The organism is Pseudoalteromonas sp. 3D05 (assembly GCF_002723455.1).
Lineage (GTDB): Bacteria > Pseudomonadota > Gammaproteobacteria > Enterobacterales > Alteromonadaceae > Pseudoalteromonas.
This window is the reverse complement of record NZ_PDUS01000010.1, coordinates 61929-86810: the sequence shown is the minus strand read 5'-3', so window position 1 is coordinate 86810 and position 24882 is coordinate 61929. Positions and strand designations below refer to the sequence as shown.

Annotated in this window: 20 protein-coding genes, 5 tRNA genes and 1 pseudogene; 22 read left to right on the top strand and 4 right to left on the bottom strand. The window is 40.4% G+C overall.

Annotated elements, in window-relative coordinates; genetic code table 11:
* The first annotated feature begins 17 nt into the window (after positions 1-17).
* Positions 18-407: pseudogene (gene cadR / locus CSC79_RS11685) on the top strand (Cd(II)/Pb(II)-responsive transcriptional regulator).
* A gap of 1001 nt (positions 408-1408) precedes the next feature.
* On the opposite strand, the gene CSC79_RS11680 reads toward cadR, so the two are convergent.
* Positions 1409-1485, bottom strand: a tRNA-Pro gene (locus CSC79_RS11680).
* 99 nt (positions 1486-1584) lie between these two features.
* Complete coding sequence (locus tag CSC79_RS11675; protein WP_099295980.1) at positions 1585-2205, bottom strand: arylesterase; 621 nt, start codon at positions 2203-2205, stop codon at positions 1585-1587.
* Between CSC79_RS11675 and CSC79_RS11670 the strand changes: the two genes are divergently transcribed.
* The 16 genes from CSC79_RS11670 (at position 2206) to CSC79_RS11595 (ending at position 15683) form a co-directional block, all read left to right on the top strand.
* Positions 2206-2919, top strand: coding sequence for an ABC transporter ATP-binding protein (locus CSC79_RS11670; RefSeq protein WP_099295979.1), 714 nt, complete (start codon positions 2206-2208; stop codon positions 2917-2919). It abuts the gene before it with no gap.
* On the top strand, positions 2909-5410 hold the full coding sequence (locus CSC79_RS11665) for an FtsX-like permease family protein (protein ID WP_099295978.1): 2502 nt from the start codon (positions 2909-2911) through the stop codon (positions 5408-5410). Before CSC79_RS11670 ends, CSC79_RS11665 begins: the two co-directional genes overlap by 11 nt.
* Before the next feature lie 158 nt (positions 5411-5568).
* Positions 5569-6093: a crossover junction endodeoxyribonuclease RuvC gene (gene ruvC, locus CSC79_RS11660; RefSeq protein WP_099295977.1), complete on the top strand. Its 525-nt coding sequence runs from the start codon at positions 5569-5571 to the stop codon at positions 6091-6093.
* Position 6094: 1 nt separating this feature from the next.
* On the top strand, positions 6095-6715 hold the full coding sequence (gene ruvA / locus CSC79_RS11655) for a Holliday junction branch migration protein RuvA (RefSeq protein WP_099295976.1): 621 nt from the start codon (positions 6095-6097) through the stop codon (positions 6713-6715).
* Positions 6716-6722: 7 nt separating this feature from the next.
* Positions 6723-7730 carry a Holliday junction branch migration DNA helicase RuvB gene (gene ruvB, locus CSC79_RS11650; RefSeq protein ID WP_099295975.1) on the top strand — a complete coding sequence of 336 codons (1008 nt, stop codon included), beginning with the start codon at positions 6723-6725 and terminating at the stop codon, positions 7728-7730.
* 1107 nt (positions 7731-8837) lie between these two features.
* The gene (gene tolQ / locus CSC79_RS11645) at positions 8838-9539 is read left to right on the top strand and encodes a protein TolQ (protein WP_099295974.1); all 702 of its coding nucleotides are present in this window, start codon (positions 8838-8840) and stop codon (positions 9537-9539) included.
* Positions 9526-9960: a protein TolR gene (gene tolR, locus CSC79_RS11640; RefSeq protein WP_099295973.1), complete on the top strand. Its 435-nt coding sequence runs from the start codon at positions 9526-9528 to the stop codon at positions 9958-9960. The genes tolQ and tolR overlap by 14 nt, the downstream gene beginning before the upstream one ends.
* 1 nt (position 9961) lies before the next feature.
* Positions 9962-10891 (top strand): cell envelope integrity protein TolA, encoded by a 930-nt coding sequence (gene tolA / locus CSC79_RS11635; protein WP_099296020.1) that lies wholly within the window; start codon positions 9962-9964, stop codon positions 10889-10891.
* A 9-nt stretch (positions 10892-10900) separates the two neighbouring features.
* Positions 10901-12259 (top strand): Tol-Pal system beta propeller repeat protein TolB, encoded by a 1359-nt coding sequence (tolB, locus tag CSC79_RS11630; protein WP_099295972.1) that lies wholly within the window; start codon positions 10901-10903, stop codon positions 12257-12259.
* Positions 12260-12295: 36 nt separating this feature from the next.
* Positions 12296-12838, top strand: coding sequence for a peptidoglycan-associated lipoprotein Pal (gene pal, locus CSC79_RS11625; RefSeq protein ID WP_099295971.1), 543 nt, complete (start codon positions 12296-12298; stop codon positions 12836-12838).
* A gap of 13 nt (positions 12839-12851) precedes the next feature.
* The gene (gene ybgF / locus CSC79_RS11620) at positions 12852-13604 is read left to right on the top strand and encodes a tol-pal system protein YbgF (RefSeq protein WP_099295970.1); all 753 of its coding nucleotides are present in this window, start codon (positions 12852-12854) and stop codon (positions 13602-13604) included.
* A gap of 291 nt (positions 13605-13895) precedes the next feature.
* Positions 13896-13971, top strand: a tRNA-Lys gene (locus tag CSC79_RS11615).
* An 88-nt stretch (positions 13972-14059) separates the two neighbouring features.
* Positions 14060-14135 (top strand) — tRNA-Lys (locus tag CSC79_RS11610).
* Positions 14136-14203: 68 nt separating this feature from the next.
* A tRNA-Lys gene (locus CSC79_RS11605) sits at positions 14204-14279 on the top strand.
* 121 nt (positions 14280-14400) lie between these two features.
* Positions 14401-15441, top strand: a complete 1041-nt coding sequence (gene nadA / locus CSC79_RS11600) for a quinolinate synthase NadA (RefSeq protein ID WP_099295969.1) — start codon at positions 14401-14403, stop codon at positions 15439-15441.
* 152 nt (positions 15442-15593) lie between these two features.
* Positions 15594-15683 (top strand) — tRNA-Ser (locus tag CSC79_RS11595).
* Between the two features lie 55 nt (positions 15684-15738).
* On the opposite strand, the gene CSC79_RS11590 is transcribed toward CSC79_RS11595, so the two are convergent.
* Together CSC79_RS11590 and CSC79_RS11585 are read right to left on the bottom strand one after the other, a co-directional pair.
* Positions 15739-16134: a DUF2750 domain-containing protein gene (locus CSC79_RS11590; protein WP_099295968.1), complete on the bottom strand. Its 396-nt coding sequence runs from the start codon at positions 16132-16134 to the stop codon at positions 15739-15741.
* 94 nt (positions 16135-16228) lie between these two features.
* Positions 16229-16810 (bottom strand): TetR/AcrR family transcriptional regulator, encoded by a 582-nt coding sequence (locus CSC79_RS11585; protein WP_099295967.1) that lies wholly within the window; start codon positions 16808-16810, stop codon positions 16229-16231.
* Between the two features lie 138 nt (positions 16811-16948).
* On the opposite strand from CSC79_RS11585, the gene CSC79_RS11580 reads away from it, so the two are divergent.
* From CSC79_RS11580 to CSC79_RS11560, 5 genes are all read left to right on the top strand, one after another.
* Complete coding sequence (locus CSC79_RS11580) at positions 16949-17995, top strand: alkene reductase (RefSeq protein ID WP_099295966.1); 1047 nt, start codon at positions 16949-16951, stop codon at positions 17993-17995.
* Positions 17996-18143: 148 nt separating this feature from the next.
* A complete protein-coding gene (locus CSC79_RS11575) occupies positions 18144-20171 on the top strand; it encodes an EAL domain-containing protein (protein ID WP_099295965.1) in 2028 nt (675 codons plus the stop codon).
* A gap of 123 nt (positions 20172-20294) precedes the next feature.
* Positions 20295-22646 (top strand): TonB-dependent receptor, encoded by a 2352-nt coding sequence (locus CSC79_RS11570; protein ID WP_099295964.1) that lies wholly within the window; start codon positions 20295-20297, stop codon positions 22644-22646.
* A 61-nt stretch (positions 22647-22707) separates the two neighbouring features.
* Positions 22708-23835 (top strand): alkaline phosphatase family protein, encoded by a 1128-nt coding sequence (locus CSC79_RS11565; protein ID WP_099295963.1) that lies wholly within the window; start codon positions 22708-22710, stop codon positions 23833-23835.
* Positions 23832-24881: an alkaline phosphatase D family protein gene (locus CSC79_RS11560; protein WP_099295962.1), complete on the top strand. Its 1050-nt coding sequence runs from the start codon at positions 23832-23834 to the stop codon at positions 24879-24881. Before CSC79_RS11565 ends, CSC79_RS11560 begins: the two co-directional genes overlap by 4 nt.
* Position 24882 lies beyond the last annotated feature (1 nt).

The window sequence follows — 24882 nt, the reverse complement described above, 5'->3', positions numbered from 1 at the left end:
AACACAAAGGCACGTTTATGAAAATAGGTGAGCTATCAAAAAAAAGTGGGTGTTCTATTCAGACGATCCGTTTTTATGAAAAACAGGATTTGTTTGAGGCTTGCAATCGCAGTGAAGGCAACTACAGAATTTACGACGCATCATCGTTGAGAGCACTGCGATTCATTAAACAATGTCGCTCATTAGATTTGACCATAATAGAAATTTAACAGCTGTTGGATACAAAAAATAATCCCGATAAAAGTTGTTCTAGTGTGAACAATTTGATCCATCAACATATGGTTGACGTCACGCATCGCATTGCAGAGCTTGAGGAGCTAAAGGCTACCCTATCTGAGATGGCCTCGGCATGCACAGATGATAGAAAAGTTAAAGAATGTGGGGTATTGCAGTTGCTTGAAGAGTGATACTTATATCTACAAGTCTTGTAGTTTACGTTTGCCTAAGGTTTCATAATTGTACATGGTTCGCTAATTGATATTAGATAAAGTAACCAATACACAATAAATAGCTATGTTCGCATTTTTGGGCTAAGCAGTCGTTCGACTGAGGTAGGTCGAATGTCCGTTGATCGCTCAAAGCTGCCTATTTTCTTTTAATTTCCAATTCACAGGTGTCCGGCGTTTTTCAAGTTAGTTGTTGCCTTAAGTTTCAAACTTTTCGTTGGCTGAAGTATAAATCAAAACTCTTTAATTCTTGGTACGGTCTTTTGCTGCCAATATGTTAGCCAGTAGGCGGCTAGTAAACTAGCAATTGAAAGTAAAAGCATAAATATAGCTTTAAGGATGCTACCTCTAGTCGAATCATAAATTAATAGAGGTATTGCAATGAAAGGGAGTGAACCTGCTACAGCTCGATACAGACCTACTAGGTTAAAACCAATTTGGTATGAAGGTGTATGTAATCTGTATTTAAATGTTCTACTAGAATCGGGTAAAGACAAACTGTATTTAGAAATAGCCCAAACAACACTATGCAAAAGAGTTAGTAAATTAAAATAGTATATCAGATGGTCTGGTGGCGTAATCCCTTAGAAAAAGCTAACCGGGCCTTCTACGCCTGAAAAGAGTAAGACTAAAAGGCAGGGAATTGAGCCAAATACAATTGCACAAATAATTTCGTCAAAGAGTAAGTGTGAAGCGGTTTTGTTTTTCGTTGGTTTGCATAATTGTTTTCTATTGTACTTTGAGCTTTAAAATACAATTCAAAAGAAGAATAAAAACTTGTTCAGTAGAGTGCCATTAGCTGTCTTCCTATATATCCCCCCCTTTTATACCTTAAAAGTATAAAATAATTTAAGGGAAGTATCGTGCGATAAATGTGCGACATATATTTAAAAATGCTAAGTTAATAGTGCGATAAAGAAGAGAGTTTAATTTATAACAAGTTGAAACAAATAGAATTTAAATGGTCGGTATGGAGAGATTCGAACTCTCGACCCCTGCCACCCCATGACAGTGCGCTACCAAGCTGCGCCACATACCGACTATGCGAGCAATATACGTATTTTTTTCGAAAAATCAATACGCTTTTGTTTGTTTGCACATTTATTATACGAGCTGGGCAAAATAGTGCCCAGCAAACTTAATCTGCTAACCAATTTTTGATCGATTTATACATTACGTCTCGTAGAATGGGTTGAGCTTCTTTATTTGGGTGAATATTGTCGCTTAACATTAGTCTGCTATCAGTGGCAACGTTAAGGACAAAAAACTCCATTAAATGGCTGTTGGTTTGTTCGGCAATTAGTTTAAAGCTTTCGGTAAACATTTGTGTGTAACGTGGCCCATAGTTGGGTGGAATATGAATTTCCATAATTGCTACTTGCGCGCCACTTTGTTTGCTTTTATCAACTAGTGAGGTAAGGTTGTTTTGAAGTTTTTTTGTAGGAAAACCACGCAACCCGTCATTGCCACCTAGCTCAATAAGCACATGACTTGGTTGGAACTCATCAAGTAGGCCTGTTAAACGTCGCAGAGCACCACCTGTAGTTTCACCACTAATGCTGGCGTTGATAAGTTGGATGCTTGTTTGTTCAGCGTCGTATTTATCTTGTAACAATTTAACCCAGCCTTGCTCTTGTTTTAAGCCATAGGCGGCACTTAAACTGTCACCTAATATTAAAATTGTGTTGTCAGCTGCTGCAGTAAGTGGTTTGATTACTAACAGTAAAACAAATAAAAAACGTAGGATTGAATGCATCATATGTCAGCGCTATCTCAATTAAATATAATTCAAGTTAAAGGTCTTTCTAAAACGGTAACTACCCTCGAAGGGGATTTGCCCATCCTCAGCGACATCACGTTTAATGTCAAGTCTGGAGACTCAGTAGCAGTTGTCGGCACTTCTGGTTCAGGTAAATCTACGCTGCTAAGTTTATTGGCTGGCCTTGATCAATCTAGTAAAGGCGAAATCTATTTAGACGGTGCCCCTTTACATACCTTAGATGAAGAATCACGTGCTGCATTAAGGGCTGAGAAAGTAGGTTTTGTGTTTCAGTCGTTTATGTTAGTACAAAGCTTAACCGCACTTGAGAATGTCATGCTGCCTGCTGAGCTTGCTGGCGATCATAATGCAAAACAACAGGCACTTGAGCTGCTTGAAAAAGTAGGTTTAAGCCATCGAGTTGAGCATTACCCATCACAGTTATCTGGCGGTGAGCAGCAACGTGTTGCTATTGCACGCGCTTTTATTGGCACGCCTAAGATTTTATTTGCAGATGAGCCCTCTGCTAACCTTGATAGCAAAAACGGTAAGATGATTGAATCTTTATTGTTTGAACTTAATCAGTCGCATGGTACTACGCTTGTGTTAGTGACGCATGACGAAACACTCGCACAGAAGTGCCAACATATATTGCAAATAGAAGCAGGGCAGTTGGTAAAAGACACGAGTGAGGTTATTGCCAATGTGGGCTAAATTAGCATTAAAATTGTTTAGTCGTGAGTTTCGTCGGGGCGAATTAACGGTTATTTGTGCCGCTATTGCGTTAGCAGTACTCACAGTATTAACTTTATCCATGGTGACCGACCGCATAGGCCAGAGCATTGCACAAAAAAGCAGTGCTTTTATTGCTGCAGACCGAGTACTTGCAAGTAGTCATGCTATTCCTTCAGATTACTTGACTAAAGCACAAGAATATAACTTACAAACAGCCAAACTTACATACTTCGATACCATGCTTTTTGCGAACGAAGAAATGCAATTAAGCTCAGTAAAAGCTGTGTCACCTAAGTACCCGTTAAAAGGTGAGTTAAAAGTTAAATCCAGCCTAACTGGCACAGTAGAAGTAGCCAATCAAGGCCCCAGTGTGGGGCACGTATGGTTTAGTGAATCAGTTTTTTATGCTTTAAAAGTTGAAGTAGGCGATATTGTTGAACTAGGCGCTGCGCAATTTGTGATCGAAAAAGTATTAGTCGAGGAGCCGGATGCGCCGTTTAATATTTTTTCAAGTAGTCGTCGCGTGCTTTTAAATGAGGCGGATATTTCTGCTACACAAGTTATCCAGCCAGGTAGCCGCGTATTTTATCGTCAACTTTACGCGGGCGATGAAGACGACATTAGCAATTTTTACGCTTGGTTAAAGCCTAAAATGAAGGAAAACCAGCAATGGTATGGCGTCAAAGACAGACAGTCGCCTATTGCTAATAGCTTAAATCGTGCTGAAAGTTTCTTATTGCTGGCAGGTTTACTAGGAATAATTTTAGCAGCCGTGGCGATTGCGGTTTCTGCAAAACGTTATTGTGAGCGCCAATACGATCCAGTCGCGATGATGAAAACCCTTGGCGGTAGTCGAACAACAATACGAAAAATATATTTATTACACCTTTCAATGGTGTGTGTTTTATCTGTGTTGGTGGGCTTATTGATTGGTTACGGCTTACAAGAAATAGCGACTAGTTACCTTGCAAAATCGATGAACAATACATTACCTGCTGCGAGTGCCAAACCTTGGTTAGTTGCCATTAGTACCGGTGTTATTTGTGCGGTGATGTTTTCGATAAAGCCACTTCTTGATCTTTTTGATATACCACCCCTGCGTGTTTTACGCCGAAACCTTGGTGATAAATTATTAGTAAGTAAAGTTCATTTAGGCATGTCAGCTCTAACGGTATTTTTACTGATGTGGTTATTTAGTAATAACCTTAAAATAACGGCTATCTTGTTTATTTCTACCTTAATTTTAATAGCGCTGTTATTTGGCCTTTCGCGACTCATATTCGGTGGCGGCCGTAAACTTGGCCTTCGTCCAGGAAGTAGCTGGTCTCTTGCTATTGCATCTATCCAGAAACGGGCGAACGCAAATGCGGTGCAGTTAATTAGTTTTTCACTTGCTATAAAGTTGCTTTTGTTTTTAGTGGTATTAAAAAATGACATGATTTCAGATTGGGAGTCTCAGCTACCTAGTGATGCACCTAATGCTTTTTTGGTGAATATAACCCAGTCAGAGTTACCAGAGGTAAATAACTATTTAGCGCAGAAGAATATTCAAGTATCAGAGTTCTACCCAACAATACGTGGCCGAGTGAATGCGGTAAATGGCGAGTTGGTAGCACGGCAAGTGTCACTTGAAGATAACGAGAAAAAAGACGAGGAGGCGCGTTCGGGTATTGGACGTGAGCTAAATCTAACATGGCTTGCTGATGCACCTAGCCATAACGAGATTATTGATGGGCAATGGTTTAGTGACGATGCTGTTGCAGAGGCATCTTTAGAGGAGTCAATGCTGGCTAGGCTCGATGTAAAGATGGGCGATACACTCACATTTTTGATTGGTGCGCAGTCTTTTGATGCCAAAATTACCAGTGTACGTAAAGTTAACTGGGCAACCTTAAAGCCTAACTTCTTTATTATTCTAAGCCCTGATGTTTTAGCTGATTTTCCTGCTACGTATATTTCTTCAGTTCGTATTGAACAAGAACAAAAGCGTGATTTCAGTGAGTTACTTCGTACTTATCCGACAATAAATGCTATTGACGTAGATAGTTTCGTTAAACAAATTCGATCTACTATTTCACAAGTGTCACTGGCTATAGGCTTTGTGTTGTCAATTGTTGTGCTGTGTGGTGCATTAGTGCTTATTTCGCAGGTACAAGCTAGTTTGGGCGAACGAATGCAAGAAATTGTTATTTTGCGAACATTAGGCGCCAAGGGCAGACTGATAAAAAATGCAACACTTTATGAGTTTTTACTATTAGGTGCATCCGCAGGTTTTGTTGCTGCGCTAATTAGTGACTTGGCTTTACTTGTAGTACAAAAGGAAATGTTTGAACTAGCAGGTAAGCTGCATCCACACATTTGGGTGTTAGGCCCACTGGCTGGTGGAATATTTGTGTCGGTATTGGGATATATGATGATTGCTAGAACCATGCGTAAGAACACCCAAGGGTTACTTCGCTCGCTTGCCTAATATGATTTATTACAGATAAAAACACCCGCAGCCGCGGGTGTTTTTGTATCTGTGGTTTAAAAACAAACAACGGTTAAGTCAAAATAGTATGTTTACTGGTAATTTATACAGTGCTCTGGCATTATTGCGTTATTACCCTTTAAGTAACAGGTTTATAGTTGGCTATAATTTTAGGAATCGATCCTGGCTCTCGGTTAACAGGGTATGGTGTAATCGAGCACCATGGGGCAAAATTCAACTATTTGGGCAGTGGCTGTATTAAGTTAGCAGAGCATGAGTTTCCTATTCGTTTGAAAATGATTTATCAGGGTGTTAGCCAGTTAATAGAGCAGTTTACTCCAACCACCTTTGCGATTGAAAAAGTGTTTATGGCACATAACCCTGACTCTGCACTTAAGCTTGGTCAAGCACGTGGGGCTGCAATTGTAGGGGCATCAATGGCGGAGCTGCCGGTGTTTGAGTATTCAGCTCGGCAGATAAAGCAAGCGGTAGTAGGCCATGGCGGGGCAGATAAAACACAAGTTCAACAAATGGTCAAAAACATTTTAAAATTACCTGGAACCCCCCAGGCCGATGCTGCTGATGCATTGGCTATTGCTATTTGCCACGCTCACTCAGAACAAAATTTAATAAAACTAGCGGGCAGTGCATCTAAAACCGTTAGAGGAAGATTAAGGAAATAATATGATAGGTCGTTTAAATGGCGTGTTAGTTGAAAAGCAGCCACCAGAGATTCTCATTGAGGTAAGTGGTGTTGGTTATGAAGTAAACATGCCAATGACATGTTTTTATGATTTACCTAATGTGGGTGAATCAGCAATAATTTACACACATTTTGTGGTAAGAGAAGACGCTCAGTTATTATTTGGTTTTAACAATAAAGTTGAACGTGCGTTATTTCGTGAACTATTAAAAGCGAATGGCGTTGGGCCCAAACTTGGGCTTGCGATTTTATCAGGTATGTCGGCGCAACAGTTTGTTAGTTGCGTTAATAATGAAGATGCAACTAGCTTGGTTAAATTGCCTGGTGTTGGTAAGAAAACAGCTGAGCGTTTAGTGCTCGAGATGAAAGACAGACTAAAAGATTGGGGTAATGACTTATTTACACCATTTAGCGATAATGCAGTGATTGAACCGGTTGCAAACGATACGTTGGTTGCAAATAATGCATCAGATGATGCCGTATCAGCATTAGTCTCTTTGGGCTATAAACTAGCTCAAGCTCAAAAAACAGTTAAAGCTGTAAGTAAGCCGGGTATGTCTACAGAGAATCTAATAAAAGAATCTCTAAAATCAATGTTGTGAGTAAACCATGATTGAAGCGGATCGTCTTATAGACGCAAGCGAGCAAAGTAACGAAGACGTTGTTGATCGCGCCATTAGGCCAAAGTTGCTGGCTGATTATACTGGGCAGCCCCATGTAAAACAGCAAATGGAAATATTTATTGAAGCTGCACGCACGCGTGCTGAGGCACTTGATCATTTATTGATCTTTGGGCCACCAGGACTTGGTAAAACAACGTTAGCTAACATTGTTGCCAACGAGCTTAAGGTAAATATTAAAACCACATCAGGCCCTGTACTTGAAAAAGCTGGGGATTTAGCGGCGCTTTTGACGAACCTTGAAGAAGGTGATGTGTTGTTCATTGATGAAATTCACAGACTAAGCCCGCAGGTTGAAGAAATCCTTTACCCAGCAATGGAAGACTACCAGCTTGATCTCATGATTGGTGAAGGCCCCGCAGCGCGCTCTATTAAGCTAGATTTACCTGCTTTCACCTTAATTGGCGCAACAACTCGTGCAGGCTCACTAACATCACCACTTCGCGACCGTTTTGGTATTGTGCAACGTTTAGAGTTTTATTCAGTTGCTGATTTATCAACTATTGTGGGCCGTTCAGCACATTATTTAGATTTAGAAATGTGTGAAGATGGTGCAATAGAAATTGCTAAACGTTCAAGAGGCACTCCTCGTATTGCCAACAGGCTATTACGCCGGGTCCGCGACTACACACAAGTTAAATCAGACGGCACTGTAAATGCTAGCGTAGCAGAGCTTGCCTTAAATATGATTGATGTAGATAAAAGTGGCTTTGATTATATGGATCGTAAATACTTGCTCGCCATTATTGAAAAGTTTATGGGTGGCCCTGTCGGTTTAGATAACTTGGCTGCGGCTATTGGCGAAGAAAAAGAAACGATTGAAGATGTGATTGAACCATTCTTAATTCAACAAGGGTTTATTCAACGAACGCCAAGAGGGCGTATTGTCTCAGAAATTGCGTATTCGCACTTTGGTTTATTGCCCAAGAAAGATTAAACCTCCCCAGGTTGTATTAATTTAAGTAACCTGAACTCTGGTTAAGAGATACACTAAAGTATTGATATAAATAAAAAGTTATTTATTATCCAGAGTTCAGTTTAAGTAGTCATTAATGCAACAACCCCACTTGTATACCAATTTTGACTGTTAATCTTACTCGCCTCACACCAACTCTTAGGGCACTTCATCGTTACTTCTCTTATCGTTGTTCATTCTTAAAAGGGGTGGCCGTTCTTGCAAAGTAGCGCTTTGAAAGTAAGCCCGAGTGAAACCCTGGGTTCTGCATTTTGGGGTGGTTGGGTATATTACGCTATATTGAGTAATCAACGAGTGTTAGTTCACTCACTGTTAAGCAAGCAGCCTATATCGTATGTGCCAATATTGATAAAGTTTTTTTAAGCAAAAAAAAACCCGCATAAGAATGCGGGTAAACAACAAGTTGAAGGAAGTAATCCAGGGTATACAGCTTAAATTAGCCATGTTTTATCATGGGGGCATTTAAGCAATGCAATACGAAAAATCAGAATCATATTGCTAAGAACAGTGCTTAATAACTTTTGTTATTACTGCGCCAGCTCGGTATGTGAGAATAATACGCAAAAGTTGTTTTTTGTTCAAACTAGAAAATTTTCTTTTTCGGATTAAAAAAAATAATGCGATAAAATAATTCATTGAATTATTTTTAAACTTTATATCTTATATGTACTTGTAGGGTGTTGTAATATATTGGTTTATTAATAATAGCTAAAACTCTTTATGATTAGTTTATTTTTTGCAGCATGAATGATTAACTGTTGTTTTGCGTGTTTATGCACCAAATGTGAATAAAGCGCGTGTTTTAGTTGTTTTTTATATATAAATAAGCGCACTTAGAGCAAACTTAAAGTTCAATGCGCTTGAAATGCAGTGGTTATTTTAGAATCAGATACACATTATTAAAGTGCAAGTTTGGGTTTTCACCGTTTTTTGCTGCTAATTCGTAGCAACATCGTTGTCAGTGAACGACACAGTGGATACACTAGCCTGAACTATTGACTATTTCATTGGTCATACTCGCACATTATAAAATGCGTACTTAACAAGAAATCGAATTGGGAGTTTATTGTGGGATCAGGAATTAATTTTGTAGATTTAATCCTCGAAGCAAGTGTATTGGTACAGTTAGTGATGTTGTCGCTAGTGGGTATGTCAATTATGTCATGGGCAATTATTTTTCAGCGTAAAAAAGCAATTTCAGATGCGCTAATAAATGCAAAACGTTTTGAACAGAAATTTTGGTCAGGCATTGATCTAAGTAAGCTTTACAATGAAATTTCTTCTCGCAGCCAAGTGACGGGTGTTGAAGCATTGTTTATCGCAGGTTTTAAAGAATTCGCACGCCATAAAAAAACATCATTTCAAAGCGCAAGTATTGTAATGGAAGGCACGCACCGTTCGATGCGCGTAGCACTTTCACGTGAAATTGAAAAACTTGAATCTAGCTTATCTTTTTTAGCGACGGTTGGTTCAATTAGTCCGTACATTGGTCTATTTGGTACTGTTTGGGGCATCATGAATGCATTTATTGCATTGGGTGAAGTAAAACAAGCGACATTGCAAATGGTTGCTCCAGGTATTGCTGAAGCATTGATTGCAACGGCGATGGGTCTATTTGCGGCCATTCCGGCTGTTATTGCTTACAATCGCTTTTCTAATAAAGTAGAAAAGCTTGAATCAAACTACATTAACTTTATGGAAGAGTTTGCGAATATTTTACACCGTCAAGCAGCTACACAAATAGAGGCAAAAGCGAATGTATCAGCGTAATAAACGTCGCCCTGTTGCTGAGATCAACGTAGTACCTTACATCGATGTCATGCTGGTATTGCTTATTATATTTATGGCAACCGCGCCGTTAATTACACACGGCGTAAAAGTTGATTTACCAAAGATGGAAGAATCTGATCTGGTTGATACTAAAGATACACCGCCGATTATTGCGTCTATAGATGCGCAAGGTAAGTATTATGTTAGTGTAGGCACAAACCCAGAAGAGCCGATGGAAGCGCTCGATGTTGCAGCTGTGATTAAATTGCAATTAATGAAGAACCCAGAGACACCTGTGATGATTAAAGGCTCTGGCAAAGTGTCTTATCAAGAGGTTTTATTATTGATGGATTTCTTAAAAAATGCAGGTGTTCCTTCGGTTGGTCTAATGACAGAATCATTTGAAGGAAGTAATGGCTAATATGGGTGCTTCAATAATAAAATCTGTGTTGTTACATTTGCTCATTATTGGTGGAATTATAGGATCGGCAAGCTTCCATATGCCCAGTCCAAAAGTGTTAGAAGTAACACTTAACACAGAGCCTATGCCCGAAGCCGATAATGCGGTTGCGGCAGTGACAGTTGATCAAAAGATGGTTGAGCAAAAAATTGCTGAGCTGAAACGTAAAGAAGATGCTCAAAAACGTGCTGAAGATAAACGTATACGTGATCTTGAGCGTCGTGCCAATGACGCGCGTAAACAACGCGAAGAAGAAGCAAGGCGTATTAAAAAGCTAGAGAACGAACGCAGAGCTAAAGAAAAAGAGACCGCTCAGGCGCAAGCTCAAGCTAAAAAAGCGCGAGAGATTGAACAAAAAGAGCGTGCTAAAGCTCTGCAAGCTGAAAAGCAAAAGGAAGAAGCTGAACAAGCAGCAAAAGCAGCAGCTGATAAACGTAAAGCAGAAGAAGAGGCTTTGAAAAAAGCGGAAGAACAACGCGCACGTGAAGAGCAAGAAGCTAAAGAACGTGCTGAAGCTGCTGAAGAGGCTCGACTTAAAGCGTTACAGGAGCAGATGCTTCAAGATCAGTTGGCAAAAGAGCAGGCAGCGCGTAACAAGGTACGTCAACAGCAAGTGGTTGGCGAAGTAGAAAAATTTAAAGCTTTAATAATGGCGCGTATACAACAAAACTTCTTAAAAGATGTAAAGATGAAAGGTAAAGAGTGTCGTCTTAATATACGTCTAGGTTTTAATGGCCTTGTAACGCAAGTAAAATCATTGGGCGGAGATACTTTAGTGTGCGAAGCTGCAATGCGCGCGGTACGGATGGCCGATACTCTGCCTGTTTCGAAAGACCGTGACGTATTTGAGCAATTAAAAAATATTAACTTAACTATAGCGCCTCAATTTTAAAGGATTGATATGTTTAACCAGATAAAAACTGCTTGTTTTATTGTACTACTGGGATTTCATGGCATTGCCAGTGCAGCATTAGAAATCGTGATAACAGACGGTATAGATGGTGCACGACCCATAGCAATTGTCCCATTTAAATACAATGGTATAGCGCCTATTCCACAAAAGCTGAGCGAAGTGATTGCTCAAGATTTAATGCGCAGTGGTAAATTTAAACCAATTAGTGTTGATGATATGCCACAGTTACCAAGCAAAGACGGCGATATTGACTACTCTGCTTGGGTAAATCTCGGCGTTGAGGCTATTTTGGTTGGTAACGTAGAGCAGCAACCTGATGGTCGTTACTTAGTCAGCTATGAATTAATTGATGTGATCCGTGCCCAAATAACGGGCGGTGAAACGCAAATGATGAGCAACGGCAAGCTTGTAAAAAGCCAAGATCATATTCAAGAAGCGCGCGAAAGCATTATTCCTGAAAACGGCTTTAGACGTTATGCACACAGAATAAGTGATGTGGTTTATGAAAAGCTAACGGGTGAACGAGGTGCTTTTTTAACAAAAATTGCTTATGTTATCGTGCGTGATCAAGAACCGATGCCATATCAACTCGTTGTTGCTGATTATGATGGCTTTAATGAACAAGTTTTATTACGTTCAAAAGAACCACTGATGTCGCCAGCATGGTCACCAGATGGCACTAAGCTTGCGTATGTGACGTTTGAAAACCGCCAGAGTCAAATTTACATGCAAGACCTTTACACGGGTAAGCGTGAATTGATCACCAGTCATAAAGGGATTAATGGCGCGCCTCAGTTTTCACCAGACGGTACAAAACTATTACTTGTGTTGTCTAAAGACAGAAATGGTGCAACTGAAGTGTACATGCGCGATTTGGGTACAGGCAAAGAAACACGCCTTACAAACCACCGTAGTATAGATACCGAGCCATCGTGGCATCCAAATGGCCAAGATGTTGTGTTTACCTCTGAAAGGGGTGGTAATGCTCAGATTTATAAGTTAAATTTACAAACTGGCAGAGCGAAAAGAATGACGTTCGACGGTGATATGAACCTTGCCGGTTCAATTACGCCAGACGGAAAAGAATTAGTGATGGTTAACCGTACACAAGGTCAGTACCATCTCGCTAAAAAAGAGTTGGCGAGTGGCGCTTTTCAGGTGCTAACTCGTACGCGTTTAGATGAATCTCCAAGTATTGCGCCAAATGGTTCAATGATCATCTATAGCACACTCCATAATAATAAACAGGTGCTGGCGCTAGTATCAATGGATGGTCGCTTTAAAGCACGCTTGCCTGTGCTAAATGGAGAAGTAAAGGCGCCAGCTTGGTCGCCTTACTTACAGTAATAAATTGCTAGTTTATACAATATAGGAATCTACTCAATGCAACTTAATAAAATACTCAAAGGTCTGTTAATCGCAGTACCTGTAATGACTTTAGCAGCTTGTAGCTCATCATCAGATATTGATGAAGGTGCTGCAAACCAATCGAATCAAAGCGCAACTGAGCAAACAGTGCAAAATGACACGGTTGAAGTGTCTACAATTACGCCAGAGCAACAAGCACAAGAAGAGCTTCGTCAAAAGTACGAGTCACTTCGTCAAGAGCAAGTTATTTACTTTGATTTTGATAAAGCAACAATTGAAGGCAAGTATGCTGAATTATTACGTGCACATGCTGAGTTTTTAGTACAAAATCCATCTGTTAAGCTGCTTATTGAAGGCCATGCAGATGAGCGCGGTACGCCAGAGTACAACATTGCACTGGGTGAGCATCGTGGCCAATCAGTTGAAAAATACCTACAAAGTTTAGGTGTTTCTGCTAGCCAAATGTCAGTTGTGAGCTATGGTGAAGAGAAGCCAATGGTTAAGTCTCGCACTGAATCAGCTTTCGCAAAAAACCGCCGTGCGGTATTAGTTTACTAAGATTAGAGACATTATGAAGCCGAAAATTATTTTGGCAGCAATGATCTTAAGCGGGAGCACCCAATTATGGGCTGCTCCCGCTCCTGTTTCAGATGCTGCAAACTCGCAATCAAGCGTTGAGAAGCGTTTAGCTGCTCTTGAAAAAATGATGCAATCACGCAATTTGTTGCAGGTAGAGTTACAACAGCAACTCAATATTTTGCAAGATGAAGTCAGTCAAGTGCGTGGTATTACAGAAGAACAAAGCTATAAACTAGAAAAGGTTCTTCAGCGCCAGCGCGAACTTTATCAAGAAATTGAAAATCGTGTAAGCCAAGCATATTCACAGCCAGCACAAACACCGCAAACAGACTACAGTGAGCCTTTAGCAACACAAACAATAAGTACTGACTTGTCAGAAAATGAAGCTTACGATCGTGCTGTGGCGTTAATAATGAAAGATAAACGCTATGATCAAGCTATACCAGAGTTCCAAGCTTTTCTAACTACTTATCCCGATTCTGTGTATACCTCTAATGCACATTACTGGTTAGGGCAGCTGTTGTCGATCAAAAATGATTCAGCGCAAGCTTCAGAACATTTTAAAGTCGTTGTAAATGAATTTCCAAATTCAAATAAACGTCCAGATGCTATGTTAAAGCTGGGTACTTTGCTTCATGAACAAGGTTTAACAGAATCTGCGTTAAAAACTTTAAATGAACTGATCAATCAATACCCAAGCACAACTGCTGCAAAATTGGCCGCAGAACGCCTAGCAAAAATGTAGAATGAGCTTGATTAGACTGCTTTTTGTCATAAGCGGTCTAAAATTGGTCAACTAGACATAAAAACTTAAAAAAAGAGACATTTTCTGTTGCACTCATTTTTTAAATAAGTATTATAAGCGCCCGCAGCAGAGGAATGGTTCAACCACTCAAATTGCGGAAAAAAGAGCGGGTCATTAGCTCAGTTGGGTGAATAAGAACCGAAACGAAGTTTCGCAGTCTTATGAATGCGAGTCAGGACGACGAGCCGGGCCCAAGCTTCAGGATGAATTAGTGGCAATTAGACACAGAGCGGGTCATTAGCTCAGTTGGTAGAGCAGTGGACTTTTAATCCATTGGTCGATGGTTCAAGTCCATCATGACCCACCATCTATTCTTATCATGTAAGAATAGAGTGGTCTTTTATCGGCGGATTTACGTATTAGTGTTTAGTTACATTAACTTGTAGCATTAGAGCGGGTCATTAGCTCAGTTGGTAGAGCAGTGGACTTTTAATCCATTGGTCGATGGTTCAAGTCCATCATGACCCACCATTCTTTTTAATATTGAATGGTTCAATCGGCGGATTTACGCAGTGCCTACTTCAAAGTAGATCAAGAGCGGGTCATTAGCTCAGTTGGTAGAGCAGTGGACTTTTAATCCATTGGTCGATGGTTCAAGTCCATCATGACCCACCATTCTTGATATCATCTCTCCTTATATTTAATTCTCACAGACTCTTTAACCCTACTGTTATTTAGCACTAGATTCTCGTATAATTCGCCCCATAATTGCACTGTAAACTTAAGTGGTCGAGAAATGAGTCTAGCTCAAACTATAATGCCTGAAGGATATATCTTTCCTCCTAAGCCAGCTCCGTTAAACAACGATGAGCAAGCGCAATATAAGGCACGAATAAAACAGTTATTGATAGATAAAAATGCGGTACTTGTAGCCCATTATTATACAGATCCAGAAATTCAGGCTCTTGCAGAAGAAACGGGTGGCTGTGTTGCTGATTCTTTAGAAATGGCGCGCTTTGGCGCAAAACATGATGCAGATATGATCATCGTTGCTGGTGTACGTTTTATGGGTGAAACGGCTAAAATTTTAACGCCCAATAAAACCGTGGTAATGCCAACGCTTGAAGCAACCTGTTCGCTTGATATTGGCTGCCCAATTGATGAATTCTCAGCGTTTTGTGATCAGCACCCTGATCGTAAAGTGGTTGTATATGCCAATACTTCTACAGCAGTTAAAGCTCGTGCTGATTGGATTGTTACTTCATCGTGCGCGCTAGAAATAGTTGAACACCTAGATGAAATGGGTGAAAAAATTATCTGGGGCCCTGATAAGCATCTTGGTGCTTATATTCAAAAGAATACAGGCGCAGACATGATCATGTGGGATGGCGCGTGTATCGTACATGATGAGTTTAAAACAAAAGCACTAAAAGATATGAAAGCGTTGTATCCTGATGCTGGCGTATTGGTTCACCCTGAGTCTCCTGCTGAAATTGTTGCTTTAGCTGACGCGGTAGGCTCTACAAGTCAGCTGATCAAAGCGGCTCAAACAATGGATAACCAAAAGTTTATTGTGGCCACTGATCGCGGCATTTTTTATAAAATGCAGCAGCTATGCCCTGATAAAGAATTTGTTGCAGCACCAACGGCTGGCGAAGGCGCAACCTGTAAAAGCTGTGCACATTGTCCGTGGATGGCAATGAACGGCCTCAAAGCCATTGAGGAAGCTTTAATAGATGTAAACGGTAAAGAAGTGTTCGTTGATATGGACCTTCGTGAAGGCGCACTCAAGTCGCTTAACCGTATGCTTGATTTTTCAGCGTCATTAAAGCGTTAATATCGTAAGCGTTATTGCAAAAGGCCGTTAATTTAAAGATTAACGGCCTTTTTTGTTTATATACTAAGCAATTGAAATGCAATGCTGAAAAACACCTTGCACGAGTGTGCGCTATTTCATACTATTGCAACGCGTTACAGAATAACGCATGTGGTGAGGTGGCTGAGTGGCTGAAGGCGCACGCCTGGAAAGTGTGTTTAGGTTAATCCCTAACGAGGGTTCGAATCCCTCCCTCACCGCCATTTGATTTAAAAAAAGCGACCTAAGGTCGCTTTTTTGCTTTTTACATTAGGAAAATTAAAAGCGTTTCTTTTTCGCTCTTAATTGTGCATCAAATTCATCAGGAAACAAGATAGTGCCGTCATCTTCTTCAGTAGGGAATACGGCAACGAGTAGGTCGTCTTGTTCAAGCCCTGGTGTCCATCTGCTTTGCCAGTCTTTTAAAGAAATTGCTTTCGCGGTGCAGTTTTCCCACTCGCCGGTTGCCCAGGCTTCTGCGAAAATACGTTCTGGCCAAACAGGAACGCAGTCGTCATCCTCATTAGCAAGCATCACGCAACCGTCATCGTCGTTTAATATCCATATTTGTTTAAGCTCTTGAACGGTTTCAAACATAAATGCCAGTCTTTTTTTTGCTCCTAAACCTAAGATAGATTCGAACTTTTCAGTTGCGCTCGCTGTTGCGTTATTCATATAAAGGCTCACTTATTTTTTGGCTGTCTTGTTAACTAGGGTCTGTTGACCCTAGTATATTGAATAATATGACAGCCTGTCGATTGCTTAAAAATTAATTGCTAATAGCGTTGAATAAATCATCGGCTAGCTGGTTAATGTCTTTGGGATTATTATTTGTTAATGCGTATGTTCTAAGCCCGTATAGACTCATTGCAAAAAAGCGAGCAAGTTGCGAAGCTGAGCGCTCCGAGTGTATTTCTTGCTGCTCTATTGCGCGGTTAAATTGAAAAGCAAGGGCTTGTTCATAGGCATTTAAATTGTCGCTTAACACCTTGCTTATTTGAGTGTCTTGTCCTTCAACCTCTGATATACTTTTTGTGAGTAAACACACTTTCATGCTATCACCTCCTAAACACTCTGCTACGACTAGTTCTAAGTACGCGCGCAAGCTTGGTAAAACGAGCGTGTCTGCACAAAATAAAGCATTGAATTGCTGATTTTTATCGGTTTGATATTGTTCTATAGCTGCTAAGAACACGCCTTTTTTATTTTTGAAAGCCGCATACAAAGAACCTGGGTGCAGCCCAGTTACTTGGGTTAACTTTTGCATGCTTGTTTTTGCATACCCGCATTGTGTAAATGCAAGCATGGCTTGTCTTAAAACAAACTCACGGTCAAACTCGGCTACCCGCATAGATTCTCGCTACTATTGATATGTTTACTTAGTAAGTGGTATCAGTTTACTTAATCTTGAACAATTATTCAAAATAGACTTGAATAATTGCTTTAACGACCTTATCTTGAATGTACACTCAAGATAAGGATCGTAAGAATGACTACCGATTTACTAAAACCTTACAGGTTAAATAACAGTATCGAACTACAAAACCGCGTGATGATGGCGCCATTGACTCGTTGTATGAGCGATGACAATTTAGTGCCAACAAAGGCCATGGTCGATTATTATGCGCGTCGCGCAGATGCCGGGCTAATTATTAGCGAAGCGACAATTATTCGCCCTGATGCACAAGGTTACCCAAATACACCGGGGTTATTTACCAGTGAGCAAATACAAGGCTGGAAAAAGGTTACGGATGCAGTCCATGAGAAGGGCGGTAAAATGTTTGCTCAGCTTTGGCATGTTGGTCGTGTGGCGCATCCTTACTTTTTTGACGGTGGTGACGTATTGGCACCTTCCGCTATTGGTGTTGAAGGCTCAGTGCCAAGAATGCGTGAGTTAACCTATCAAACGCCTAAAGCCGCCACAATTGATGAGATCAAGCAATTGGTGGCCGATTATGCAAAAGCAGCAGAAAACGCACTTGAAGCAGGCTTTGATGGTGTGGAAATCCATGGGGCAAATGGCTATTTAATAGATCAATTTTTACATTATGCAGCAAATACACGTGAGGATGAGTACGGTCAAACGCCAGAAAATATGTCGCGCTTTGCGCTTGATGTAGTAGATGCTGTTATTTCCACTGTAGGTGCAGACAAAACAGCGCTTAGATTATCGCCTGGAGCTTATTTTAATATGGAAGAGGATAGCCGTGACAAAGCGGTATTCGACTTTTTATTGGCGGCACTTAATGAGCGTGAATTAGCGTACGTTCATGGCGGTATTTTTGACGACAGCATGCGCTTTGCAAGCTTAGATAACCAAACTACATCAGAATACTTAAGAGCTCATTATACTGGCAATCTTGTTGGTGTTGGAAGTTACAGTTTTGATACAGCAAAACAAGCAATTAGCGACAATAAATTTGACTTAATTGCAATCGGACGCCCATTTATTGCGAACCCAGATTACATCAGTAAAGTGACTAATGATGAAGAGTTAGTGGCTTATGATGAGTCAATGCTGAGTGAGTTAGTATAAATAACGGGAATAAATTATTAAGTGCAGTACAAAAATACTGCACTTGATTGATACTAAAAGGGGATTTTTCTTTACTGCCAAGCTATTAACTAACTTTTTATAGCTAATTAACTTATAATCTAAAAAAACATCTCTACGAGACTAAAAGTTGGCGGCTATTAAGTACATAAATAATGGTTTTTCACGCTTTGCGCATTCGCGATTTGTACTATCGCTACGTGAATCTTTTATCGCTTTATTACCTTATTTTGTTTGCTCTGCTTTGGCTATTCTCGCACTTAATGTTGCCCTTAATTTTTCTTTTTTATCATCAGCAGATTCAACTTATGGCATAGTCCAAAAGAGCTCCCGTGCAATTTTATTGTTGTTTCCGGTGATGGTGGTGTTATCTGTTGGTTATCATTTATCTAAAAATTTAGGGCAGAGTGCTGTGGTTGGCAGCATGTTGGCAATAATCTCGTTTATCATCCATAGCGACTTTCTCGTTTTTAGCGCTGGGGGCGTCTATGTTGATGCTACTGGTGCATCAGCGTACGCTATACTGATCCCTTCGTTAACGAGTTACTTGTTAATGTTATCTTATCGGGTGTTGCCACAAAAATATTTTGATTCAAGCTTTATTAGCGATTTTTTAAAAGAAAAGTTAATGCTGATCCTGCCTTTTACAGTCGCATTTTTTGCTCTGTTTATAATTGTGCCGATCATTGAACAGATAATGCAAACATTACTAATTTATTTAGTTCCTATGGAAAGCGGAAGCTCCGTTTCTGAGCAACTATTTAAACGTATGGTGATGATACATGGCTTTTGGTTTTTCGGAGTACATGGTGACAACGTTTATTCAATGATGTTTAACCAAGCATTTTTAGATGCAGATATATTTCCTGGTTTAACAGCAAAAACCTTTTATGACACATTTGTATTAATAGGGGGAACTGGTTGTTTTATTGGTTTGATCCTTGCCGCATTTTTTATGTCAAACGCCAGTCATGAGAAAAATATAGCGCGTTTGTCATTGCCTTTTTCGGCGTTTAATTTTTGTGAGATTATTCTTTTTGCGTTACCTGTTTTTCTAAATCCGCTTTTATTAATCCCTTTTATACTTGCTCCCTGTTTCAACTTTATTGTAAGTTACTTTTTAATTTCAACTGGCGCTGTAGGCTATCAAGAGGTGTCAATAAGTTGGATGACCCCTACAATCGTTAATGGCAGTATGGTGGGTACCGATCTTGTTGCGCCGATATTACAGGTTTTTTTAATAATCTGTAATGCATGTATTTACTATCCATTTTTAAAGCTAAGCAGTGAACGCAATGATTATCAGCTAGCATTTTATAAACTCAGTGGCCAACTAAATGTGAGCGAACGGTTTGCTGCAAAGTCAGAACAGCGATTTATTCAACAGCAACGAGAAACAAATAACTCAATGGGTCGCCTAACCGATGTGCTTAACACAATTTCTAAGTCACGCTTGGCGCTTTATTACCAGCCACAAATAGATATTAATACAGGCCGGGTGAATGGGTTTGAAGCGCTTTTACGGTTAGTAAAAAGAGATGGAACGATAACAGGGCCTTACTTTTTAGATACCTTAATTGCCCATAAGCAAACAGCAATTATAGATCACTGGGTTATCGAACAAGCACAGCGCGATCTTCGGCAATGGCAGAATATAGGTTTCGAGCCAGTGATCAGTATTAATGTTAATCCTGATGTGTTAACCAGTGAATCAATGGTCAATAAAATATGTGATTTGTTCTCTGACTTTCCAGATCAAGTTAAAATTGAAATTGTTGAATCAAGCTATTTAACGCAACAATCTTTAGTCACTAAGCACATTGATAAACTGCGCGAAAATAAAATTGAAACGGTACTTGATGACTTTGGTACTGGCTATTCAAGTTTATCAATGTTGGCTAATTTACCTGTAAAACATGTCAAACTAGACCGCAAGTTTTTGCTGCAATGTGAACAACCAGCTGGCAAGGTGCTTTACCAGCAAGTTGCAGAGATCTTTGCACAGCTTGGTTTTTCGGTTGTAGCTGAAGGCATTGAAACTGAAGAGGAGCTTGCTTGGGTTAAATGTTTAGGTATTCAAACAGCACAAGGCTGGCTCTATGCACCTGCACTACCAAAGAGTGAGATTCATGATTTTGCGTCAAAACTGAATAAATAACTTTTTATGCCATAAATAGTACATATTTTGGTAACTGTTACGTAAATAAAAACGCGTTTTTCTGTCACTTATTATCACCATAATGTTCCCGTTTACAACACTATAATTGCAAATGGAACAATGATGTACATTCTTAAAAATAAAAGCGCACTAAGCTTAGCGATTGCGTTAGCTTTCTCCACAAACAGTCATGCAAATAATAATGAAATCGAAGAAGTCACCGTGGTGGCAAAACCAACTAGTTACGCAAATAATGTAATTGAACCTGCAATGCTTGAGCAGCAAAGCTCAGTATCGAGTGTGTTATCAGTGATTGATAATTTACCCGGCATCAGCATAAACGAAGGTGATGCCTTTGGTGGTGATGACTGGTCAACAACTATTACGATGCGTGGCTTTAGCATCGACGGTAATCAACAGCAATTAGGTATGACCATTGATGGAATACCTAATGGTGGCTCAAATTATGGCGGTGGTGCTAAAGCGAACCGTTATTTAGATAGCGAAAACCTCGCAACTGTAGAAGTCGGTCAAGGCACCTCTGATATCGCATCAGCATCGCTTGAAGCCTTAGGCGGTACATTTAACTTTGTCAGTAAAGACCCAAGCCTTGATAAAAGCACCACCTTTGCTTATACCAATGGCGATCATGACGCTACGCGTTACTATATTAAACATGAAACGGGCACTATTTTCGATAACACGCAAGCGTATGTAAGTTATTCACAAACAGACACCAGCCGCTGGGTTGGTGATGGCAGTAATGGCGGCAAAGACAATCAACACGCCGAGGCTAAATTTGTATCTAACTTTGATGCATTAACGGTTACTGGCCGTTTATCGTATGATGATGTGAGCGAAACTAACTACAACAGTGTAAGTCTTGAACAGTTCGCACAAACACCCGATTGGGACCAACTAACTTGGAATTGGACAGGTACGCCGCACTTTGACCAAATGTTTGCAGAAGGTTGGGGCACATTGCGTGAAAACACCTTAGGTTATCTAAAGTTTGAATATGCGATTTCACCTTCATCATTACTGACAATTAGCCCTTATTATCATAAAAATTCGGGCCGAGGTGATTGGATCCCGCCTTATTTAACATCTCCAGTCGATGACGAAGGGAACCCTACAACAGAGGGCGGCTCGAATGCAGGGTCATACGGGTTTGCAGACAGTGTCGGTAACCCACTCGCACCTGATGCTAACTGTACCGAGAGTTTGAGTTGGCCGTGGGCGTCAGGCCCAGGTTTAAACCCAGCTTGTTATGACGATTCAGCAACCCCTGTTATGTCATATCGCCATACTCATTATAATAAAAACCGCTTAGGCTTAACTGCAGACTATAGTGTCACGTTTGGCATGCATGATATTGAAGCGGGTATTTGGTATGAGCAATCAGAGCGTGATGAATCGCGTGATTGGCACAAAGTGATTGATGCTCGCGTGTATCATCACTTTGATAGCACACCATATTGGACGCAGTATAAAAACACGTTTGATACAGATACGTTCAAATGGTATATCCAAGACTCAGTGGCATTAGGTGATTTCACTTTAAATCTCGGTGCAAAGCAATACTTAGTTGAGCTACAAAAATACGACCACTTTAACGATATAACCTCTGATAAAATTAATAGCGATTCAGATGTATTATTCAGCGCTGGTGCGCTGTATCAGCTTAGTAGCAGCACTGAATTATTTGCCAGTTACAGTGAAAACTTTGCCGCGATTAAAGACGGTGTGCTTGAACGTGATAGCTCGGCGCTGACTGATATAGAACCAGAGACGGCTGAGAATATTGATTTTGGTGTACGTTATCAAGCTGACCGCTTAAGCCTAACAGCCACTGCTTATTCAATTGAATTTGAAAACCGTATTACCTTTATTGCCCCTGGCAGTGATACCAGCGGTATTGATTACACTATTGGTACTAATGGCTCATACATTAATGTAGGTGGTATTGAATCACAAGGCTTTGAATTATCGGCAAGCTATATGTTGACCAATGAATGGAATATTTATACCTCGTACACTAATAATAGCTCCGAATATGCATCTGACGACCCAAGTTCATACGCTAATGGCGAACTGATTGCTGATGCCGGTCCAAGCTTTAGAGCGGGTGATGATGTTATTGATGCGCCTAGTGATATGTTTGTGCTTTCAACGGATTATTACAGCGGAGATTTCCGCTTTGGTGTGTCGGCTAAATACACTGGTGAGCGTCTCGGCGCATGGACTGATGAGCAAACTCGAGCACGCAGTGAGGTTGATGGTTACACAGTGATTGATTTTAACGCAGGCTACTACGCAGAGGTAAATGCAGGCGCATTTACATCAATAGATATTGCTTTTGCTGTGACAAATGTGACAGACAAACAATACTTAAGCGGTGGTACTGGTAATGGTTCTACCTATTTTATTGGTGCGCCACGTACTGCAGCACTGACATTTACTGCTAATTTTTAAAAATTAGTTATAAATCACAAAGCCCATCATTGATGGGCTTTTTGCTTTTTAAGGTAACTTTATGAACACAATATTAAAAATAACGCTCTTAGGGCTGCTCGTTGCAACCAGCACGTTAGTAAATGCCACGCAAAATGTCGTGTTAGTGACACTCGATGGTGTACGTTGGCAAGAAGTGTTTAGTGGTGCAGATGAAGCATTAATAAACAACGCGGACTTTGTAAAAAACCAAGCCCAATTAAACAGTGAATTTTGGCATAAAGACCCAAAACAACGACAGAAATTATTAATGCCATTTATTACTCAAACAATGGCAAACAAAGGCGCCATTATTGGTGATAGAAATAATGACTCCAAGATGTCGGTAAGTAACCCATGGTACTTTTCATATCCGGGGTACAACGAAATTTTAACCGGTACTGTTGATGAAAACATTAATAGTAACGATAAAAACTATAACCCTAATAAAACCATATTGGAGCTGTTACACGAGCAGCCTGCATACAAAAATAAAACGGCATTATTTGGTGGCTGGGATGTATTTCCATATATCGTAAATGACAAGCGCAGTGGCGTATACGTGAATGCGGGCTTTATGCCTATTGACGCTGAATTCTCAGATGATGCGCAGTTACTCAACGCGATGCAAAATGAGGTCCCCAGTCCTTGGCATAATGTGCGATTAGATAGCTTTACCTATCGCTTTGCTAAAGCTTTTTTACTGGCTAAAAAGCCAAAGTTATTAGTAATTAGCCTTGGAGAAACCGATGATTTTGCCCACGATGGTGATTACGATCACTATTTAAAATCGGCTAAGCAAAGTGATGCGTTTATTAGGGACTTATGGCAAACGCTGCAAGCCACGGAGGGATATAAAAATAACACCACCTTGATTGTTACTACAGATCATGGCCGTGGCAGTCATGTTAATGATTGGCAGCACCATAGCTCAAAACGTGCACTGGCTCAATCAGAGCAAGGCCGTAAGGCGTTTCCTGATGGGATTGTTGGCTCTGAACATATATGGCTGGCAGCAATGGGACCGTCTATAAAGCAAACTGGTTTAATGAAAGCAGAGCAAGAATTTAAACAAGCACAGGTGGCAGCCACTGTATTAAAAGCATTAGGGCAAAACCCACAGCAACTCAACCCAAATATGGCACCTGCGATTAGCGAGGTTTTAAAATGAAACGACTTAAAACAGCCTTCATAACATGTATATTATTCAGCTTTAGTGCAGTAGCCGCAACTGCACCAAATAAAATTCTGTTTGGCTCGTGTGGTCATCAAGACAAAGCAATTCCCATTTTTGATGCCATCAATAACGAAAATGCCGATTTGTTTATCTTTTTAGGGGATAACATTTATGGTGATACCAATGATATGACCGTGCTCGCCAACAAATATCAAAAGTTGGGTGCAAAGCTAGGGTTTAAAACGTTAAAAGCAAACACGCCGATTATTGCCATGTGGGATGACCACGATTTTGGCCAAAACGATGCAGGGAAAGAGTACCCACACAAAGAGCAATCACGACAAATCATGCTCGATTTTTTTGGCGAACCAAAAAATTCCATACGCCGCACACGCCCTGATGGTATCTATACCTCGTATATGTATGGTGAAGGCGAGCAAACAGTACAAGTGATCATGCCTGATTTACGCTGGAACCGCGATGCACTTAACCATGTGAGCGAAACGCAGTACAACACTCAGCGCAAAGCCAATAATCAAGGACCATACAGCCCAACAGAGGTAAGCGGCGCATCAATGCTGGGAGAGGCTCAGTGGCTTTGGCTTGAGCAAGAGCTTAAAAAGCCTGCGGCAATTAAACTTATCACTTCAAGCTTGCAGTTATTACCTGATTTTACTGGTTGGGAGTCATGGGCAAACTTTCCTGAAGACCGTAATCGTTTATTTTCACTGATAAAAAAACATAAAGTGAATGGGGTAATTATCGCAAGTGGTGATACGCACTGGGGCGAAATCTCAAAATACAGAGAGAACCTAGATTATCCATTAGTTGAAATGACAAGCTCTGGCCTAACTGAAAAATGGAAAGATGTTAGTCCTAATAAACACCGTGTAGGTGATTTTACTCATCAAGTTAACTATGGCGATTTAAGCATTGATTGGCAGCAAGCAGACCCAGATATCTCATTGCAGCTTAAAGGCATAGATGGCAAAACTATAATGCAAAGCCAATTTAGTTTATCCAGTATTAGCCCATATTAGT

Excerpts from the sequence above, each read along its gene's own strand:
- ybgF (WP_099295970.1), top strand. The coding sequence starts at position 12,852 with ATGAAGCCGAAAATTATTTTGGCAGCAATGATCTTAAGCGGGAGCACC.
- tolR (WP_099295973.1), top strand. The coding sequence starts at position 9,526 with ATGTATCAGCGTAATAAACGTCGCCCTGTTGCTGAGATCAACGTAGTA.
- pal (WP_099295971.1), top strand. The coding sequence starts at position 12,296 with ATGCAACTTAATAAAATACTCAAAGGTCTGTTAATCGCAGTACCTGTA.
- CSC79_RS11580 (WP_099295966.1), top strand. The coding sequence starts at position 16,949 with ATGACTACCGATTTACTAAAACCTTACAGGTTAAATAACAGTATCGAA.
- ruvA (WP_099295976.1), top strand. The coding sequence starts at position 6,095 with ATGATAGGTCGTTTAAATGGCGTGTTAGTTGAAAAGCAGCCACCAGAG.
- CSC79_RS11670 (WP_099295979.1), top strand. The coding sequence starts at position 2,206 with ATGTCAGCGCTATCTCAATTAAATATAATTCAAGTTAAAGGTCTTTCT.
- CSC79_RS11585 (WP_099295967.1), bottom strand. The coding sequence starts at position 16,810 with ATGCGGGTAGCCGAGTTTGACCGTGAGTTTGTTTTAAGACAAGCCATG.
- CSC79_RS11570 (WP_099295964.1), top strand. The coding sequence starts at position 20,295 with ATGTACATTCTTAAAAATAAAAGCGCACTAAGCTTAGCGATTGCGTTA.
- CSC79_RS11665 (WP_099295978.1), top strand. The coding sequence starts at position 2,909 with ATGTGGGCTAAATTAGCATTAAAATTGTTTAGTCGTGAGTTTCGTCGG.
- tolB (WP_099295972.1), top strand. The coding sequence starts at position 10,901 with ATGTTTAACCAGATAAAAACTGCTTGTTTTATTGTACTACTGGGATTT.
- tolA (WP_099296020.1), top strand. The coding sequence starts at position 9,962 with ATGGGTGCTTCAATAATAAAATCTGTGTTGTTACATTTGCTCATTATT.
- ruvB (WP_099295975.1), top strand. The coding sequence starts at position 6,723 with ATGATTGAAGCGGATCGTCTTATAGACGCAAGCGAGCAAAGTAACGAA.
- CSC79_RS11675 (WP_099295980.1), bottom strand. The coding sequence starts at position 2,205 with ATGATGCATTCAATCCTACGTTTTTTATTTGTTTTACTGTTAGTAATC.
- nadA (WP_099295969.1), top strand. The coding sequence starts at position 14,401 with ATGAGTCTAGCTCAAACTATAATGCCTGAAGGATATATCTTTCCTCCT.
- CSC79_RS11565 (WP_099295963.1), top strand. The coding sequence starts at position 22,708 with ATGAACACAATATTAAAAATAACGCTCTTAGGGCTGCTCGTTGCAACC.
- CSC79_RS11560 (WP_099295962.1), top strand. The coding sequence starts at position 23,832 with ATGAAACGACTTAAAACAGCCTTCATAACATGTATATTATTCAGCTTT.
- CSC79_RS11590 (WP_099295968.1), bottom strand. The coding sequence starts at position 16,134 with ATGAATAACGCAACAGCGAGCGCAACTGAAAAGTTCGAATCTATCTTA.